Raw genomic sequence first — 21,220 nt, 5'->3', positions numbered from 1 at the left:
CATGCACAAAAATAAATTGGAAGCTCCCCGGGGCACCTACAAAAATACATCATTGCATATGAATAAAATTATTTTAATGATAGCATGTCTTATCACCACAACGATATCATTCGCGCAACATAAGAGCACCTGGATCTGGTATCCGGGGGATTATGAGGTCTGGCTGAGCAACGATATGCAAAATCGCCGCACCGAAAGAGGTACATTTTTCCCGCCTTTCTGGAAGATGGACAGTCACTATGTGCTGGTCGAATTCAGTAAAGAATTTGACTTGCCGGCAGCGGAGGAAATCCGTATTTATGCCGAAGGTAAGTATAACGTGAAGATCAATGGAAAAATGCTTCATGGGACACCCGATAAGGTGAAGCTCCAAAAAGGAAAGCAAAAGATCAACGTCAAAGTCTATAACCAGGGGAACGTGCCGGCGCTGTATGTAGCTGGAAACACCGTAACGACGGATAGTGACTGGAACGTAACGTATGAAGATAAGGAATGGATTGATGAGACAGGTAAAGCATCTGATCAATCTGGAACAACCTATGTGAAGGCTGGTAAATGGAACTTTGATGAACCAACAGTTCGCCCATCCGCATTTAAATTGCCTGTTAAGCCAAAGCAAGCGCATTCGCAAGAAAAGCAAGGTAAAGGTCTCTTGGTTGATTTCGGAAAAAATACATTTGGTTTTCTTACCCTGCATAAGCTGGTGGGGACAGGTCGCCTGAACATCTATTATGGCGAATCCCGTGAAGAAGCACTTTCAACTAAAACCAGCGAGACCATCGATTTACTTGAGGTACACAACCAACAACCACAGGACAGTACACTCGACCTTTCCAAAGCCTTCCGTTTTGTCTACCTGGAACCTGAAGGAACGGTGAAATTCGACCAGGTATCCATGCAGTACGAATACTTACCTGTTGCAGATCGCGGATTCTTTCGCAGTTCAGACAATGAATTAAACAAGATATGGGATGTTGCCAAATATACCATGGAGCTAACCACACGTGAGTTTTTCATTGACGGTATCAAACGCGATCGCTGGATATGGAGCGGTGATGCCTACCAATCTTATGCGATGAATTACTATTTGGGTTTTGATTCCGAGTCCGTCAAAAGAACGATTTTAGCCTTACGGGGTAAAGAACCGACGATCAGCCACATCAACACCATCATGGACTATACCTTCTATTGGTTTTTGAGTATTGCCGATTATTACCGCTATACCGGTGATAAGGAATTTATAGCGGGCATCTATCCACGAATGAAAAGTCTGATGCAGTTTTGTCTGGATAGAAGAAATAGTGATGGTTTGATGAAAGGTTTAGCTGGCGATTGGGTATTTATTGACTGGGCCGAAGGTCTCAGCAAGCAAGGTGAAGTTAGCTTTGAACAATTATTGCTTTGCCGTAGTCTCGAAACCATGGCGATGTGTGCCGATTTGGTTGGTGAACCGACAGACAACCGGCACTATCAACAAGAAGCTCAACAACTCAAAGATAAGTTATTTGCCTATTATTGGAATGATCAGAAAAAGGCCTTTGCACATAGCCGTATTGATGGTAAGCAAACCGATAATGTTACACGCTACAGCAATATGTTTGCGATTTTCTTTAATTATCTGAATGAACAGCAACAGGCAGGCGTGAAGGCTAATGTATTGTTAAATCATCAAGTGCAACAGATTACCACACCTTATATGCGCTACTATGAACTTGAAGCTTTGTGTGAACTTGGTGAAAAGGACTATGTGATGAAAGAGATGAAAGACTATTGGGGCGGTATGCTAAAACTGGGTGCGACGACCTTCTGGGAAGAATTTAATCCAGCGAAAAAAGGAGCCGAGCACTATGCGATGTATGGAAGAGATTTTGGTAAGAGCCTTTGTCATTCGTGGGGAGCAAGCCCGATCTATTTGCTGGGCAAGTATTATCTTGGTGTACAACCAACGGCTGCGGGTTATTCGCAGTACGAAATCAAGCCCTATTTGGCATCCTTAGCGTGGATGGAGGGAAAAATACCAACACCTCTGGGTGAGATCGAACTTTACGTGTCAAAAAATAAAATCAAGATTAAATCGCCTATTGGAACAGGAAAGCTCAAGTTGCAAAGCAAAACAGTTCCACGTGTAAAACAAGGCCAAGTAAAACATATTTCAGGGTACGACTATGAGCTCGTCTTGGAAAAAGGAATAGCATATGAAGTTGATTACAAAAACTAGGTTATATAAAAAAATAGTCGTATCCAAGCTGGGTGTTGCCCTGTTGTTGTCATTGTCAGTAATTTCGGTACAGGCACAAACGGTTGATGGAAAACCTGCGGTTATCCCGCCAGTGCCGAATGGACAAATCGCTGCACCATGGGAAAATCCGATGATTACATCGATCAATCGGGATCCCTCACGTGCCACGGGCTATTCCTATGCGACAGTGGAAGAAGCTTTGAAGAATGACCGGGCAAGCAATAAACGAATGCTCTTTTTAAATGGCGAATGGGATTTTAAATTTGCCTTTAAACCGGCCGATGCACCGCAAAATTTTCATGTATCCGAAGTCAAAGGCTGGGACAAAATACAGGTCCCTTCCAATTGGGAAATGAAAGGTTATGATATCCCCATTTACCGTTCGGCTGTCTATCCATTTAGTCCAATTGATCCGCCGCGCATTCCCAAAGAGTACAATGGTGTCGGGTCTTATCAAAAAACATTCGAATTGCCCGAATCCTGGGATGGAATGAATATCACCTTACATTTCGGCGGGGTTATTTCAGCTTATCAGTTGTGGATTAATGACAACTACGTAGGCTATGCGGAAGATTCCTGTTTACCATCCGAGTTCAATGCGACACCTTACCTTAAAAAAGGTAAAAATCGTATTTCTGTCCAAGTCCTGCGTTGGAGCGATGCTTCCTACCTGGAAGATCAGGATCATTGGCGTATGAGCGGTATTCACCGTGAGGTATTTTTCATGGCTGAACCGAAAGTTCGCATCGCTGATTTTCATTGGCAGGCCACTTTAGATGCTGATTATCAAGATGCCAAATTCTCGCTTCGTCCAAAAGTTGATAATTTTTCAGGCGACAGCATCAACGGTTTTACGCTAAAAGCACAGCTGTATGATAGCAAGAATAAACCTATTCTCGACAAACCATTAGAAAAAGATGCTTCAGCCATCTTTGATGAAATCTATCCGAGGTTGGACAACGTGAAGTTTGGCTTATTGGAAACGACGATCAAAAATCCAAAGAAATGGTCGCCGGAAGAACCTCATCTCTACCGTTTGGTACTGACCCTTTACGATAAGAAAAATCGCTTGCTGGAAGCGAAGACTTGTCAAGTCGGGTTTCGGAATATCGCTTTTTCTCCAAAAGACAGTAAACTTTTGATCAATGGCAAAACCACCTATCTATACGGTGTCAACCGTCATGATCACCATCCCGAACGTGGAAAGGCATTGACACGGGAAGATATGGAAGCCGACATTCGTCAGATCAAGCAATTTAATTTTAATGCGATTCGGACCTCACATTACCCCAATGACCCTTATATCTATGAACTCTGTGACCGCTATGGTATTATGGTGATGGATGAAGCCAATATGGAAACACATGGTCTAGGTGGAAAGCTGATGAACGATCCGGCCTGGCTGGCGGCGCTCAACGAACGGGTTACGCGGATGGTAGAACGTGACAAGAACCATCCCTGCATTATTATTTGGTCGCTAGGGAATGAATCTGGAAGAGGTCCGAACACGGCGTCTATGGCTGCCTGGATCCATGATTTCGACATCACACGTCCTGTACATTACGAACCAGCTATGGGGAGCCATCAGTTGCCGGGCTATATTGACCCTTCAGATTCTCGTTATCCAAAATCCAACGATCACGCGCATCGGATTCAAAATGTAAAGGATCAATATTATGTCGATATCGTGTCGCGGTTTTATCCGGGCATTTTCACCCCCGCGCTCTTACTAAATCAAAATAATGGTGATAATCGGCCTATTCTCTTTGTTGAATATACCCATTCCATGGGCAATTCGACCGGTAACATTCGTGATTTCTGGGATATCTTTCGTGCCCATCCCCGTTTGATCGGTGGTTTTATCTGGGACTATAAGGATCAGGCCTTGATTCGCAAAGATTCCGTTTATGGTAAAGTGCTGGCTTATGGTGGCGATTTTGGTGAAAAGGTGCATAATGGCGCTTTTAGCCTGAATGGCATTACCGACGCTTGGGGACGTCCAAAAGCGGCGATGTACGAAAATAAGCGCATCTATCAGCCTGCAGAGGTCACTTTGGTTGATCCAGAAAAGGCCACGGTACAAGTCAAAAATAGATCAGCGGTGCTCAACCTAAATCATTATGATGCTGTCTTATTATTCCGCAGAAATGGGCTGCTAGTAAAAGAAGTGCCGATATCGGCCATGAATCTGGCCGCAGGCGATTCTGCACAGGTAAGCTTTGCCAAATATTTACCTTTCAAGCGTGCCGCAGATCAGGAATATCAGCTCGATATTCAATTTCGTTTACGGGAAGCGACAGCATGGGGACCAGTTGGATTTGTGGTCTCTTCATCCCAAGTACGCTTGCAGGAACAATCCAATGTCATCCGACCTTTACCTGATAAAGGAGGTAAGCTGATTAAGACAGAAACTACCGATAAGTATTATATCGCAGGCAAGACATTTCAGGTCAGCTTTGACAAATTAACCGGAAGTTTGACTGCGTTTAATTACAAGGGACAGGAAATAATCAAAGATGCCATTCGCCCAAACTTTACGCGGCCGGCTACGGACAATGACCGCCGGGGCTGGAAACCGGAGAAAAAACTAAAATACTGGTATGGCACACCAAAAGTAGTGTCGGTAAACGCGCAGGAAAAAGATCAAGGGTATGAAATACAGACACTGTATGCCCTTGCAGCTGATTCTGCACAGGTAAAAGTGATCTATACGGTGAAAAATCCAGGTATTGTGTCAGTAAACTACCAGTTGCAGGTGAAGGCTGGATTACCTAATATCCCAAAAGTTGGGCTCCAAATGGGTATCAATCCGACATTTGAAGACATCCAATACTATGGCTTAGGGCCGATGGAGAATTATCCTGATCGTGCTTATGGTTTTGACCTTGGTGTCTATCACATGAACATCGATCAATTCATGGAGCATTACCTTTATCCACAGGAAAACGGAAATCGGATGGACGTGCGTTGGATGCACCTTCAAAATAAAAATGCAGGTCTTTTGGTTGTCGGCGAGCAGCCGCTGTATATGAGTGCATGGTCTTATTCACAAAAAGCAATCGTCGAAGCAAAACACTGGTTTAAATTGAAAAAAGAAGATAAGATCACTTTAAATGTCGATTTAAAACAGATGGGTGTTGGCGGAAATGATACCTGGACAGATGTGTCGCAACCGTTGGAAAAATATCAAATTCCGGCAAAAAACTACAGCTATTCCTTTTATCTGATTCCGACAAATTTGAAACAATCGGTCAAGGATTTTGTGCAATACAATTAAATAAATGAAGATTAGTAGGAAGATATCCAGTAAGTAAAGTTAAACCCTGTAGGTGTCGACTAGTTGAAATGACGCAATAAGGGAGATAAATTTAAAAGTGAAAGAAATAGGCTGTCCAACCTTTTGGATAGCTTTAAAGAACAAGATAAGATATGACGAGGATTAAGTTGCTATTAGGGACAAGTCTTCTTTTTGGCTGTTTGAGCGGCAATGCACAGATTAAAGGTATTCCAACGGCATTAGTTCCTTTGGATCAACATTCGTTTGAACAGGCAAAACCATGGGTATTTTGGTACTTTATGCATGCCAGTTACTCCAAGGAAGGTATTGCAGCAGATTTAAAAGCGATGGCGGATAACAACATAAAAGGAGCATATTTGGCCCCTATTAAGGGGAAAACTGATCCGCCGCTTTTCAATCCGCCAACAGAGTCTTTGACACCCGAATGGTGGGATATGTTCAAATATATCGTCGACGAAGCAAAAAAATATGGGGTAAAAATAGCTTTATTGCCGAATGATGGATTTGCAACCGCAGGCGGACCGTGGATCAGTCTAGAGAAGTCGATGCAGAAAGTCGTGCATGCCGATACCGTAATCGATAGCAAGGGCGAGCGGATGCGCAATGTTCAATTGCCACAACCACAAGCCCAACAAGGCTATTACGAAGATATTGCCTTATTTGCACTGCCACTGACACATTCGCCGCGAAAAAGCTTTACGGAGAAGGTTCACGTATCCAACAGCTATGGCGAAGATCTAAAACGACTGGCTGAAAGAGGCAACAAACAAAATTTTGCAGCAGCTGCGCCAGGATGGATCCAATATGCTTTTGAGCGGCCCTTCCCTTGCAATTCATTGAAAATTGAATGGACAGCATCCAACTACCAAGCAAATCGTTTGCAAGTTTGGGCTAGCGATGATGGCCTAAATTTTCGGAAGATTACACAATTAGAATCCCCAAGAATGGGTTGGTTGGACTGGGACAATGGCGTCACACACCTGATTCCCTATACCAGAGCAAAATATTTCCGTTTTGTCTACGATCCCGTGGGCAGTGAGCCTGGAGCCGAAGACCTCGATTCCGGTAAATGGAAACCTTCGCTAAAATTAAACGGCATCAGTCTGTTTGAAGAAGCGCAGGTCAATCAGATCGAAGGAAAGACGGGAGAAATCTGGCGTGTAGGAAAAAACTCTGAACCAAGCACCGTAGCCAAAGACGCTATCGTCGGACAGCAACAGCTTATCCGGTTGCCCAGTCCCGACCAAGCAGGTCGTGTCGACCTGACATTACCTGCAGGAAGGTGGAAAATATTACGGGTGGGACATACCTCCACAGGACATAAAAACGAAACTGCTGGTGCAGGAAAAGGTCTGGAATGTGATAAATTAGACGCGGCTACTGTCGCTTTTCAATTTGACCAGTGGTTCGGGGCAGCTAAAAAACAGGTGGATCCGCAATTATCTAAAGAAGTCCTCACAGTATTTCATATTGATTCTTGGGAATGTGGTAGTCAAAACTGGACCCGAAGTTTTCCGAACGAGTTTTTGAAACGCCGGGGTTATGACTTGACCGACTATCTCCCTGTTTTGACAGGTTGTTTTGTCAACAGTGTAGAAGATTCCGAAGCCTTTTTGCAAGATTACAGACAGACCATCAGTGAGCTGTTGCAGGAGAATGGTTATGCGACATTACGTCAGAAAGCGGATGAATACGGAGTCGAATTTACAGCCGAAGCCACGGCTCCCGTGATGGTCGGTGATGGGCTGGCCCATTTTGCTTCAACCGATCGTCCAATGGGTGAGTTTTGGCTCAGAAGTCCTTCGCACGATAAACCTGCTGATATCCTGGATGCCATTTCTGGAAGCCATATTTATGGCAAACAGGTGACGATGTCCGAAGCCTTTACCCAGATTCGGGCTCAATGGGACGAACATCCACGACTCCTGAAAAGTCTTCAGGATAGAAATTACGCCTTGGGAATCAATAATCTAGTTTACCATGTATATGTCCACAATCCTTGGGTAGACCGCAAACCAGGTATGACCATGGATGGTATCGGAACCTATTTTCAGCGCGATCAAACCTGGTGGAAACCCGGTAAAGAATGGGTGAATTATGCCATCCGGACACAACAACTCTTACAACACGGGGTCCCCGTACGTGATGTAGCTGTGTTTATTGGTGAAGAGATTCCCAGAAGATCCCTGCTTCCAAGTGCTTTGGTCAATGTGCTGCCTGGTATTATCGGTGAAGGCCGTGTCCATCGGACAGATTCTCTGTTGGCCAATGTCGGCTTACCGATGCAGAAAGTTGCGGGGGTGACTACAGGAGCCAATATGTATAGGCCCGAAGATTGGGTTGATCCACTACGCGGCTATGCCTACGATTCCTTCAATCCCGATGCACTATGGAACCAGACTAGGGTGCTAGACGGTAAGGTGATTTTTGCGGACCATATTGCTTACTCTTTACTTGTGATGCCTGGAGAAACAGCATTAAATCCGAATGGTAGCCAGTATTCCCTTCGTACCTTAGAACGCATCAGGAGTCTTGTCAATCAAGGGGCTACGGTGCTTTTTCAAGATATACCACAGACCTGGCGGGGCAAATTGACGGATGAAAAAGCACAACAATATCGCAGTTTGCTTAAAGAATTATTCAGCAATCTCGAGCCATTCACAAATACAACATTACAGGTTAAACAACTCGGAAAAGGGCGGGTGCTTGTTGGACACTATGAATCCAAGGATTTTAGTCCATTAAATATTGTTCCTGATGTGCTGATCAACGAAGGGGACAATCCGCATATTTCTTGGAACCATCGCCGTTTCGATGGCGGCCATTTGTTTTTTGTGGCCAATCAGGACAGCCTAAGGCAAAGAGCGACTTTGTCTTTACGGACAAATAACCGATATGCATACCGTTACGATCCGGTAAGCGACAAACTGGCGGTGCTACCGTTTAAAGTGATCAAGGATAGGACAGTTTTTGACTTGTCATTTGAAGCCTATCAATCCGGCTTTGTGTTAACCACTGATAAAAAGATTGATGTACCAACCTATCAGTTATCCGGGAAAACAGCCTTGACAGAACCGTGGTCATTCACGGCTGATGGGCTGCACAACAAACGAACGCTTAAACAGCAGGAACCTCAGTTTTGGACAAGCAGTACAGACAATGAAACTAGGTACCATGCTGGCTCCGGAAGCTATGAGACAACGTTGCATGTTCATGAAATTGGTAAAAAACAGCGTGCTTATTTGGAGTTTTCAGCGATCGAATCCATGGCTGAAATTTTTGTCAATGAACAGTCTGCTGGTGTCGTCTGGACCAAACCTTATCAGATCGATGTGACTGATTTTATCCGGCAAGGAGATAATAAAGTCAGGGTGAAAGTGTACAACACCTGGGGCAATCGCTTGCTGTACGAAAAAGAAAACCCCGCTGCAGAAAAGAAAATAAAAACGACGGCATCGGACAAGTTTCTGAAAGGCTTGCTGCCTTCGGGCTTGCAGGGGAAAGTTGAATTACTATGGCTAGATGCAAAATAAAGAAATCATGAAAACGAAGCGCAAACTATTGATCCTGGGTCTCTTCTTCGCGACGGCCTGGCAGGTCCAGGCCCAGGAGAAGTCTATTACAAATACTGGCGCAAGCCCTTATGCCGTCCAACAGGCGGTCGATATGGGGGATGTGCAATGGACCAAAGGTTTTTGGGCCGATCGTACAAAGTCATGCTATGAGCAGATGGTGCCACAACTCTGGCACGTTTATACAGATGCTTCGATCAGTCACGCCTATCGGAATTTCGAAATTGCGGCAGGCTTGGAGAAAGGAGAACATACAGGGCCATCCTTTCATGACGGCGATTTTTACAAAACATTGGAAGCTGTCTGCGCAATCTATGCACAGACAAAAGATAAAAAGCTGCTTCACATGCTGGATGAAGTTATTCCCGTTATCCGCAAAGCGCAACGTGCAGATGGCTATATTTATACCAAGGCGACAATTGACCAGCAGCGATCGGGACAAAATATTGAGTTTCAAGATCGGCTGAGCTTTGAATCCTATAATATCGGGCATTTGATGACAGCAGGATGTATACATTATCGGGCGACCGGACAACGTGAGCTGTTGGATATCGCAATCAAAGCCGCCGACTACCTGTATGGATTTTATAAAAAATCCAATCCGACCTTGGCCCGAAACGCGATCTGTCCATCTCATTATATGGGTACTGTAGAACTATATCGGACGACCAAAGACCAAAAATACCTAGAACTTGCCAAGCACTTGATCGATATTAAAGGTGAGATTGAGGATGGTACTGACGACAATCAGGACCGTATCCCATTCCGCAAGCAGCATAAAGCCACCGGACATGCCGTGCGGGCAAGCTACCTCTATGCAGGAGTTGCCGACTTATGCGCCGAGATTGCAGATACCACATTGAGCAACCGCCTTTTTGAAATTTGGGCTGATGTCACTAAGCATAAAATGTACATTACTGGTGGTCTGGGATCGCTGTATGATGGTACCTCACCTGACGGAACTTCCTATAATCCCAGTGAGGTACAGAAAATCCATCAGGCATTTGGGCGGGATTATCAATTGCCAAACTTAACTGCGCATAATGAGAGCTGTGCAAATATTGGCAATATGTTGTGGAATTGGCGCATGGCTAATTTCACGGGCGATGCAAAATACATCGACATATTGGAACTGGCGCTCTATAATAGCGTACTATCAGGGATTAGTTTAGATGGCGACAAATTTTTGTATACCAATCCATTGAGTTATTCATCCGATCTTCCATTCCAGCAGCGCTGGTCGAAAAAGCGGGTTCCTTATATCTCATTATCTAATTGCTGTCCACCCAATATCGTTCGTACGATTGCAGAAGTAGCCAACTATGCTTACGGACTATCCACAGATGCTGTTGCGGTAAACCTGTATGGCGGAAATGAATTGAATACAACATACCAAGGCAAACATATCAGCATTGTACAAGAATCCAGGTACCCATGGGAAGGAACTGCCACCTTCACCTTAAAAGAGTTTCCTTCCGATCATACTTTGAAACTACGGATACCGGGTTGGGCTGGAAAGGCAGAAATATGGAAAAACAAGAATAAAGTAGACGCACCGATCGAGAAAGGCTATGCCCTTTTAGCCGGACCGTTGAAAAAGGGGGACCGCATTGAAATTAGGTTACCCATGGATGTTTCTTTGATGGAATCAAATCCATTGGTCGAGGAAACCCGCAATCAGGTTGCGGTCATGCGTGGACCAATTGTGTATTGTCTGGAAAAGCAGGATGTGGCTGCGGACATCAATATCTTTGATCTAAAAATGAAACAAGGCGAACAGTTCGCGCCAAGACATGAAAATATACTGGGCCAAGATATTGTTCTGTTGGAGGGAAATGCCTATCGGAAAAACAGCACGAAATGGAATTCACTGTACCGGAAAGCATTTGATGGAAAGCCGGAGACTGTTGCGGTACGTTTAGTGCCCTATTTTGCTTGGGGAAACCGTACATTTGGAGACATGAGCGTTTGGATGCCAGTTTTTTAAAGCGATAATTTATGACAATGAAAACTTGTTTTTTTGCGATCGCGTTACTGTTGGCCCAATTGAGTAGCCAGGCGAAAGTACGTTTATCGGCTCTCTTTACCGATGGGATGGTGCTGCAGCAACAAAGTAAAGTCCCAGTATGGGGCTGGGCGGACCCCCAGACAACAGTAACCTTACAGACCTCCTGGAATGGGCAAAAATATCATGCGAAGGTGGACAAGCTTGGCCAATGGAAAATTGTAGTGCATACACCAGCAGCAGGTGGAACTTATCAGATCAAGGTCTCAGAAAAAAATGTGATTGAACTGCACGATATTTTAATCGGTGAAGTTTGGCTGTGTTCGGGCCAGTCGAATATGGAAATGCCTTTGAAAGGCTATCCTGGGCAACCCATCCTCGGCAGTACAGAAGCGATGATGAATTCAAGGGACGATCAATTGCGTATCTATACCGTACCCCGCAATCCCTTGTTACAGCCTGCATCCGATAGCAAGCCAAGTGTTTGGAAAAAAGTCGAACCGCAGTCTGTGGTCGGTTTTAGTGCAACGGCCTACTATTTCGGCCGACAACTGCGCAAAACTTTAGGGGTGCCTGTCGGTTTGATTCATAGCAGCTATGGCGGTTCAAATATCGAAGCCTGGATGGAGGCATCTTGGCTGGCGGATCAGAAAGATATAAAAATCCCAAAACAAGAGGAAGGCTTGAAAGATAAAAATCGCGTACCGACCATGTTATACAATGGTATGATTCATCCCATTGCCGGTTATGGCATTCGAGGTATCATTTGGTACCAAGGTGAGTCCAACTACGAACGCCCGGATCAGTATGAGGTCCTCTTTCCGAGAATGGTCGAAAAATTCCGGTCCTTGTGGGGAAATCATGAACTTCCTTTTTATTTTACACAAATTGCACCATTTGATTACGCTTCACTACCGCCTTATCATTTGGGAGGTAAATATAATTCGGCTTATCTGCGTGATGCACAGCGTAAATCGCTGGATAAAATTCCGTATTCTGCAATGGCCGTCACCTTGGATTTGGGCGAACAGAATTGCATCCACCCATCACATAAACAGCAAAGTGGCGAACGATTGGCCTACCTAGCACTGCACGATAGCTATGGTTTTGAGACGTTAAATCTCAAAAGCCCCCTATATGAAACGTTGGAAATTAAAGGCAGTACAGCGATACTTTCTTTTAAGGATGCACCATTGGGGCTAACAGCATATGGTAAAGAAATAAAGACTTTTGAAATTGCGGGTAAAGATCAGGTTTTTTATCCTGCAGAGGCTGTTTTGAAAGGAAAGACCATTATTGTCGCGTCGCTCAAAGTTGAGGAGCCGGTGGCTGTTCGTTATGCATTTAAAGATTTCGTCGTCGGAGAGGTGTTTGGAGCCAATGGCTTGCCCTTAAGCTCTTTCCGTACAGATGATTGGTAAATAGAAATGATGATTGAAAAACGTATTATAGGCATTATATTCCTAGTAGCAACCTTCTTAAATCCAGCCTGGGCGCAAGAGTTCAACTGGAAGGACTACAATGTAACTTGGTCCAGGCAAAGCAAGAATTCATCTGAATCCATGCCTGTAGGTGGTGGAGATATTGGATTGAACGTTTGGGTGGAGCATGGCGAATTACTTTTGTACTTGGGGAAAACAGGTGCATTTGACGAGAATAATACTTTGTTGAAGCTCGGTCGCATCCGCCTCCATCTATATCCCAACCCCTTTGCAGAAGGAAAATTCCAGCAGGAATTGCAGTTGGATAAAGGTCATATTGTCTTGAAGGGCGAAAGCAGAGGCGTCAAGGCCGAAGTACTGGTTTGGGTAGATGTGTTTAATCCCAATGTACATCTCGAAGTAAGTGCCAATCAGAAGATCAAGGTGGAAGCAGCTTACGAGAGCTGGCGTTTTCAGGATCTGTTTCCTAAGAAGAAGGAAAATAATGCGAATTCTTGGAAGTGGGCACCGCCAAAGCCCGTTGTCACACATAAAGACCAAATTTGCGTTGAGGCTAATAAAATTGTTTTTTATCATCAAAATCAAGATAGTACAGCATTCGATATCGTCGTGGACCAGCAAGGTCTGTCGACTATTAAAGATTCGTTATACAATCCATTAAAAAGCCGGATTTCAGGAGGTCTTTTAAAAGGTGAGAATTTTGAATACGTTGGCCAGCGTGCAGGGACCTATATGAATACACCCTACCAATCCTGGATACTTAAAAGTAAAGCGGCAAAGACCAATCATGCGCTTCAAGTGACCTTGCATGTAGGGCAACACGCAGACCTGCAACATTGGAAAGCAGTACTGGAGGATCTGGCTACGCCCAAACCTACCTTTGTATCCCTCAAACGAGCGACGGAATCCTGGTGGAAAGCCTTTTGGGGTAGAAGTCATATTATTATTCATCCCGGTTCAAAAGATCTCAATAATGAAGCGTGGCAAGCTGGCCGAAACTATCAGTTGTTTCGGTTTATGTTAGCTTGTAATGCCTATGGGGATTATCCGACAAAATTTAACGGGGGTTTATTCACCTATGATCCTGTCACAATTGATAGTACGTTTACGTTCACACCAGATTTCCGCAACTGGGGAGGCGGTACCCATACCGCACAGAATCAGCGCTTGGTCTACTGGCCATTATTGAAGAGCGGTGATTTTGATTTAATGCCGGCACAATTTAAGTTTTACCAACGTCTTTTGAGTAACGCCGAATGGCGATCCAAATTTTATTGGGGACATTCTGGTGCAAGCTTTACGGAGCAGATTGAAAATTTTGGTTTACCCAATCCAGCAGAATACAATTGGAAACGGCCAAAAGATTTCGATAAGGGCCTAGAATATAATGCTTGGTTGGAATATGAGTGGGATACCGTACTGGAGTTCTGCATGATGATGCTGGAAACCGAACGTTACAATAAATCCGATATTCGGGCTTATATACCACTAATCGAGAGCTGCCTACGCTTTTTTGACGAACATTATCAATACCGGGCTCGGCAAAGGGGTAGCAAGGTATTGGACGATGCAGGTCATCTTGTCTTGTATCCGGGTTCTTCTGCGGAAACCTATAAAATGGCCTATAATTCGGCAAGTACAATTGCTGCTTTACAGCAGGTAACCAAAGGATTGCTGGCATTGCCCAAGGGGTATATTCATGCTGATTCACGAGCTTATTTTCAGGGGTTTTTGACTAGAATCCCCCCTTTGCCACAGCGTGAACTCGGGGGCAAAAAAATGCTGGCTCCAGCGCAGCTATGGGCCCGGATCAACAATACCGAATCCCCGCAGCTATATCCTGTATATCCTTGGGGAATTTATGGTATCGGTAAAGCAGATATCGATATTGCCCTCAATACGTACACCTATGATCCCGATGTGCTTAAATTCAAAAGCCATGTTGGCTGGAAGCAGCATAATATCTTTGCTGCACGCCTTGGGTTGACCGACGAAGCGAAGCAACTGACCCTCTCGAAACTAAAAAATGCCGAACGGCGATTCCCCACCTTTTGGGGGCCAGGGTTTGATTGGGTTCCGGATCATAACTGGGGTGGTTCGGGCATGATCGGCTTGCAGGAAATGCTTTTGCAGGTAACAGATGATAAAATTTATCTTTTTCCAGCTTGGCCCAAAGATTGGAATGTGGATTTTAAACTACATGCGCCGGGGCAGACTACCGTTGAAGGAAGATTAAAGGACGGTAAATTATTGGAGCTAAAAGTTTTTCCAAAAGAAAGAGAAGCGGCAATTGTCAACCTATTGCAATAGCCGCTTCGAAATTGTTAGCGAAACAACATCGCGTATTAACCCATTGTAACCATTAAATCGAGCGCTGAAAAATAAGAAAATAGACGTTTGATTCCTTGACTCCTAGGTCAATACACGCGATGTCTAAAATATTAATAAAGGGGCTATCCAAGAAGATCGGATAGCCCCTTTTGTTTTTTTTTATACAAAATCGGGTCGTTCATAACAGTGCATAACAGTTCTGAAAAACCAAAGAATTATCTTAGTTGCTAAGAACCTAAATAACGTTTATATGAATGCAGTTTTCGGAGTTATATTTCATTTCATAGGCGGATTCGCTTCTGGAAGTTTTTATGTGCCGTACAAGAAAGTAAAAGGATGGTCCTGGGAATCCATGTGGATTCTAGGCGGACTTTTTTCGTGGATTATTGTTCCGCCCATAGCGGCAATGTTGACGATACCCAATTTTATTGAGATTATTAAAAGTGCGAATAACACGATATTAGGTTACACATTTTTGTTTGGTTTGCTTTGGGGCATCGGCGGTTTAACTTATGGTCTTGGTGTACGCTATCTTGGAGTATCTTTGGGTAGCAGTATTATTTTGGGCCTGAGTATGGTGTTTGGTTCTTTAATGCCCAGCATTTATTATTTTTTTAATAAAGCAGAAGGCAAGCATGGCATAGATTATTTTTTTACAACCCAATCCGGTATTTGTATTCTCCTTGGTCTTTTAGTCTGTGTGCTTGGTGTATATCTATGTGGTAAGGCAGGTGTTTCTAAAGAGAAACATATAACCTCCCTATCCACAGCGAGCAAATCCGATTATAATTTTGGTTTAGGAATTGTAGTAGCTATTGTTTCAGGGATACTAAGTGCTTGTTTCAATTTCGGTATTGAAGCCGGAAAACCTATGGCCGATGTGGCAAATACATTATGGAAGTCTGTTAATCCAAACCAAGGCGAATTTCTTTACCAGAATAATGTCACCTACATTGTGATACTTTGGGGCGGGTTTACAACAAACTTCCTATGGTGCCTTTATTTGTTGATTAAAAACAAAACGTTTTCGGACTATACGAAATCAAAAGCACCGATAGGAAAGAATTTCCTTTTATGTGCTTTAGCAGGAACCACCTGGTATTTACAGTTTTTCTTTTACGGTATGGGAGAAAGCCGTCTTGGAAACGGCGCTAGCTCTTGGATCCTACACATGGCCTTTATCATTCTTATTTCCAATGCATGGGGCGTAGTGCTCAAGGAATGGAAAGGTGTCGATCGTTCGACGTATCGTTCAATCATAGGAGGAATTCTAACCATTATCATCTCTATTTGCATTGTAGGGTTTGCGAAGACATTAGAAAATTAATATTTAAATATAGAAGCAGTGAAAACGTACAAACATGTCAATTATTTATGGGACGATGAGAAAGCTCAGGCACTAAGGGGTGATGAAGTAGCTTTGTTATTATATCGTTCAAATATTCTAGGTGCAGATTTAAGAATCACAAATTATGGTGGCGGGAATACATCTTGTAAAGTAGTGGAAAAAGATCCCTTGACGGGAGAAGAAGTAGAGGTGATGTGGATTAAAGGGTCTGGTGGAGATATCGGAACGTTGAAAAAGTCAGGTCTTGCAGCGCTTTATTTACAACGTCTTCGCAATTTGGAAAATGTCTATCGTGGTCTTGAACATGAAGATGAAATGGTTGAGTTATTTAACCATTGTATCTACGATTTAGCATCAAAAGCACCTTCTATCGATACACCTTTACATGGGTTTCTGCCGTTTAAACATATAGATCACCTCCATCCAGACGCTGCAATTGCGATTGCAGCGGCGAAAGATGGAAAGAAAATAACCCAAGAATTGTTTAATGGAACGATAGGATGGGTGGAGTGGCAACGCCCAGGGTTTGACTTAGGTTTGCAGTTGCGTGCATGTTTAGAAGAAAACCCAGGTATCCGCGGTATTATGTTGGGCTCACATGGCTTATTTACTTGGGGAGATACGGCTTATGACTGTTATATCAATTCCTTGGACGTCATCGAAGCTTGTGCGGAATATCTTGAGCAAAACTATGGTAAAAAAGCGCCTGTATTCGGGGGGCAGCAAGTAACTAGTCTCAACAAGGAAGAAAGAAATGCACAAGCAGCCAAGCTCGCTCCTGTTTTAAGAGGTTTTTGTTCCAGTGAGCGCCACATGATCGGGCATTTTACAGATGATGAGCGCGTATTGGAATTTATCAATTCAAATGATTTAGAACGTTTGGCTCCGCTTGGTACCAGCTGTCCGGATCACTTTTTAAGAACGAAAATTCAGCCATTGGTATTGAATTTGGATAAATCACAAGATTTAGACAACGTGGAGGAGTTAAAAGCAAATTTAACGCCCTTATTTGACGAATACCGTGAGATGTACGCGCAATATTATGAAAGCTGCAAACATGAAAATAGCCCGGCAGTGCGGGATAAAAATCCGGTAATTGTTCTCTACCCTGGAGTAGGAATGTTCGCATTTGCGAAAGACAAACAGACAGCACGCGTAGCAGCAGAGTTCTATACCAATGCAATCAATGTTATGAAAGGAGCAGAAGCAGTGAGTGAGTACACCGCTTTGCCCCGTCAGGAAGCATTCGATATTGAATATTGGTTATTGGAAGAAGCCAAGCTTCAGCGTATGCCAAAGCCAAAAGCTCTGTCAGGGAAAATTGCTTTGGTCACTGGAAGTGGGGGTGGTATCGGTAAAGCGATTGCAAAAAAGATGGCACAAGAGGGGGCTGTTATCGTGTTAAATGATATCAACACAGAACGTTTGGAGTCAAGCAAAGCCGAGTTTGTAGCCGAGTTTGGAAAAGATGCAGTCATCGCTACGAGCCTCGACGTAACCAATGCGAATTCGATCAAAGATGCTTTGAAAGATGCTACGCTAGCATTTGGTGGTATTGATATTGTGGTCAACAACGCCGGATTATCGATTTCGAAAACAATCGAAGATCATACGGAGAACGATTGGGACTTGTTATATAATGTACTGGTAAAAGGTCAATTCCTTGTTACTCAAGGAGTGACTTCATTATTAAAAGGCCAAGCAATCGGCGGTGATATCATCAATATCGTCAGTAAAAATGCCTTGGTCAGTGGTCCAAACAATACAGGATACGGAAGTGCAAAAGCGGCACAATTGCATTTAAGCCGTTTATGTGCAGCAGAATTAGGTCCGGCAGGCGTACGCGTGAACGTGGTTAACCCGGACGCCGTTATTTCAGACAGTAATATCTGGGCCGGCGGATGGGCCGAAGGTCGTGCTAAGGCTTATGGTATCACGGTAGCCGAATTGCCAGCCTATTATGCAAAGCGAACTTTATTGAATCAGATCATTCTTCCGGAGGATATTGCGAACGCTTGTTTCGCCTTTGTGGGCGGACTGTTGAGCAAGTCTACTGGAAATGTGTTAAACGTTGACGGAGGCGTTGCAATGGCGTTTGTACGCTAATTTTTATATCTTTAGGTGTCGTGTTTAGAAAGGGAAAAATTAAGGCGACACCTAAAGAATTTTTAGACGATAACCAATAATATTATGATTCTTGATAAACAAATTATAGATCAGCACAATAACCAATTAGCGGAGAAACATACACGAGCTTTTGACTACGTATCGGCAAATATTTCAGACACAGCGGAAATCTTGGACAAACTCCAGAAATTTCAAATTGCCATCCCAAGCTGGGCATTAGGAACAGGTGGTACTCGATTTGGACGGTTTTCCGGAGCGGGTGAGCCCGGAACGTTGGAACAAAAGTTAGAGGATGTAGGCTTATTACACGCGCTCAACAAATCAAGCGGTGCTATTTCCTTACATATACCTTGGGATATCCCTTCGGATGCAGAAAAAATCAAATCATTGGCATCTAAACTCGGCATTGCATTTGACGCGGTGAATTCCAATACATTTCAAGATCAATCAGGTCAGGAGCATAGTTATAAATTTGGTTCATTACATCATGTCGATCCAAGCGTTCGTCAGCAAGCAGTAGATCATAACATCGAAGTTATCAATTATGGTAAAGCGGTCGGTTCTAAAGCCTTAACAGTTTGGTTGGCTGACGGATCATCTTTCCCAGGACAATTGAATTTTAGAGAGGCTTTTCAAAATACCTTATCAAGCCTACAAGAAATATATAAACATCTACCCGAAGACTGGAAACTTTTTGTTGAGTACAAAGCATTTGAACCCCATTTCTACTCCATGACGATTGGCGATTGGGGGCAATCTCTGCTGTTGGCCAATAAGTTAGGTCCCAAAGCATATACACTGGTTGATTTGGGACACCATCTGCCAAATGCAAACATTGAACAAATTGTCTCTTTATTGTTGATGGAAGGCAAATTAGGTGGATTCCATTTTAATGATAGTAAGTATGCAGATGATGACCTGACAGCAGGTAGTATCAAGCCATATCAACTGTTCTTGATCTTTAATGAACTGATCGATGGTATGGATGTGAAAGGTATTGATCATGCCAGCGGATTGGGCTGGATGATTGATGCCTCGCATAATCTGAAAGATCCACTGGTAGACCTTTTACAGTCAGTGGAGGCCATTAAGATTGCTTATGCTCAAGCATTGTTGGTCGATCGAAAGGCATTGAAACAGGCGCAGCAAGCAAACGATATCGTGAAGGCACAGGAAATCCTGCAGGATGCATTCCGTACCGATGTCAGACCGCTTGTTGCAGAAGCAAGACGTAGAAGTGGAGCGGCGCTGAATCCCGTTCAATTATTTAATGAAGAAAATTTACGGGCCAAACTTATCGAAGAACGCGGAAAGAACTCCGTCGCTACCGGTTTGTAACGAGGGAAAAGGAATGAGGGGAAAACCAATACCAGTAGTCGCCATATTCGACGTTGGAAAGACCAACAAAAAGTTATTTCTCTTTAATGAGCAGTATCAGATTGTTTTCGAAAGGTCTGCCCGTTTTTTAGAAACTACTGATGAAGATGGTGATAGTTGCGAAAACCTGGAGAGTTTACGTTTGTCCGTTTTCGATTCCTTGCACGAGGTATTTCGAAAAGGCGAGTTTGAAATTAAAGCGATTAATTTTACGTCCTATGGCGCAAGTTTCGTCTATATTGATAAAGATGGTCGGCCTTTAACGCCACTATATAACTATTTGAAAGAATATCCAAAGAAATTGTTGGATTCTTTTTATGCACAGTATGGCGGAAAAGATACCTTAGCGTTGGAAACCTCGTCTCCGAGTTTGGGAAGTCTAAATTCTGGATTGCAGATCTATCGTATATTTAAATTAAAGCCGGCAATATATAAGGAGGTGAAATGGGCATTGCATCTTCCGCAATACCTGAGTTATTTGATTTCAGGCCAAGCATATTCTGATATGACAAGTATAGGCTGTCATACCGCACTTTGGGATTTTAACCAAAATAATTACCATCAGTGGGTGCTTGATACAGGCATTATTCAAAAAATGGCACCTATTGTGCAGGGTGACCAATTGTTCAGGGCAACATTTCCTGGCAGTGGTTATCTTGTAGGTAGTGGGCTGCATGATAGTTCTTCAGCTCTCATCCCATACTTGTTGAATTTTCATGAACCTTTTGTGTTGATTTCAACGGGTACCTGGTGCATTTCATTCAACCCATTTAACGAACAACCGTTGACTAAAGAAGAGCTGCATGAAGACTGCTTACAATATATGACTTACACCGGTAAACCAGTTAAAGCATCACGCCTATTTGCGGGTTATGAACATGAAGAACAAGTCAAACGTATTGCAAATTTCTTTCAGGTTTCAACGGGCAAGTTCAAGCAAATTGGGCTGCAATGGAATATTATAGAAAAATATCAAGCGTTAGATATATCGGATGAGCTGTCGGCTTTTTCATCCATTGATTTGAGCCATTTTAATGATTATACCGAAGCTTATCATGTTTTTATGATGCATTTGGTAAAAGCACAGATCAAAGCAACCTCTTTGGTGTTACAGAACAACGGTGTTCAACGCATATTCGTTGATGGCGGATTTAGTAAAAATATAATATACATGACGCTATTGGCCCAAGCTTTTCCAAATAGTGAGGTTTTTGGAGCGTCAATGGCACAGGCTACGGCACTAGGAGCTGCCTTGGTCATTCATGAGCATTGGAATACGCAGGCTATGCCAAATGACATGATCGAGTTGCGCTATTTTAGGGCCAAACAGCAAACGCATATATAAAAGGTAGTTTGTGCAAATAAGAATCTAGTTTTTTTTTATTGGTTATCGTGAAAGGTCAGGCACTTTGTTGTCTGGCCTACTTTTTATTTTCTAGCGTATGAACAAATAACCAGTAAGAGTTTCTCGCCACTTTAAC

General features: G+C 43.4%; 10 protein-coding genes. All 10 read left to right on the top strand.

Going from position 1 to position 21,220, the window contains the following annotated elements; genetic code table 11:
* Position 1 precedes the first annotated feature (1 nt).
* The 10 genes from VXM68_RS02785 (at position 2) to VXM68_RS02740 (ending at position 21,084) form a co-directional block, all read left to right on the top strand.
* Positions 2-2,218, top strand: a complete 2,217-nt coding sequence (locus VXM68_RS02785; RefSeq protein ID WP_367210388.1) for a trehalase family glycosidase — start codon at positions 2-4, stop codon at positions 2,216-2,218.
* A complete protein-coding gene (locus VXM68_RS02780; RefSeq protein WP_367210387.1) occupies positions 2,196-5,516 on the top strand; it encodes a glycoside hydrolase family 2 TIM barrel-domain containing protein in 3,321 nt (1,106 codons plus the stop codon). Before VXM68_RS02785 ends, VXM68_RS02780 begins: the two co-directional genes overlap by 23 nt.
* A 152-nt stretch (positions 5,517-5,668) precedes the next feature.
* Complete coding sequence (locus VXM68_RS02775; protein ID WP_367210386.1) at positions 5,669-9,070, top strand: glycosyl hydrolase; 3,402 nt, start codon at positions 5,669-5,671, stop codon at positions 9,068-9,070.
* Entirely contained in the window at positions 9,060-11,096 is a 2,037-nt protein-coding gene (locus tag VXM68_RS02770; protein ID WP_367210385.1) for a glycoside hydrolase family 127 protein, read from the top strand. Before VXM68_RS02775 ends, VXM68_RS02770 begins: the two co-directional genes overlap by 11 nt.
* A gap of 11 nt (positions 11,097-11,107) precedes the next feature.
* Positions 11,108-12,535: a sialate O-acetylesterase gene (locus VXM68_RS02765; protein ID WP_367210384.1), complete on the top strand. Its 1,428-nt coding sequence runs from the start codon at positions 11,108-11,110 to the stop codon at positions 12,533-12,535.
* A gap of 6 nt (positions 12,536-12,541) precedes the next feature.
* Complete coding sequence (locus VXM68_RS02760) at positions 12,542-14,866, top strand: DUF5703 domain-containing protein (RefSeq protein ID WP_367210383.1); 2,325 nt, start codon at positions 12,542-12,544, stop codon at positions 14,864-14,866.
* A gap of 271 nt (positions 14,867-15,137) precedes the next feature.
* Complete coding sequence (gene rhaT, locus VXM68_RS02755) at positions 15,138-16,214, top strand: L-rhamnose/proton symporter RhaT (protein ID WP_367210382.1); 1,077 nt, start codon at positions 15,138-15,140, stop codon at positions 16,212-16,214.
* Between the two features lie 18 nt (positions 16,215-16,232).
* Positions 16,233-18,341: a bifunctional aldolase/short-chain dehydrogenase gene (locus VXM68_RS02750; protein WP_367210381.1), complete on the top strand. Its 2,109-nt coding sequence runs from the start codon at positions 16,233-16,235 to the stop codon at positions 18,339-18,341.
* Positions 18,342-18,425: 84 nt separating this feature from the next.
* Positions 18,426-19,700 (top strand): TIM barrel protein, encoded by a 1,275-nt coding sequence (locus VXM68_RS02745; protein WP_367210380.1) that lies wholly within the window; start codon positions 18,426-18,428, stop codon positions 19,698-19,700.
* A 13-nt stretch (positions 19,701-19,713) separates the two neighbouring features.
* Entirely contained in the window at positions 19,714-21,084 is a 1,371-nt protein-coding gene (locus VXM68_RS02740) for an FGGY-family carbohydrate kinase (RefSeq protein WP_367210379.1), read from the top strand.
* Positions 21,085-21,220: the final 136 nt, after the last annotated feature.

Origin of the sequence: Sphingobacterium sp. R2, from assembly GCF_040760075.1 — a bacterium.
Lineage (GTDB): Bacteria > Bacteroidota > Bacteroidia > Sphingobacteriales > Sphingobacteriaceae > Sphingobacterium.
The sequence above is the reverse complement of the archived record's forward strand: the minus strand, read 5'-3'. Positions and strand labels throughout refer to the sequence as shown.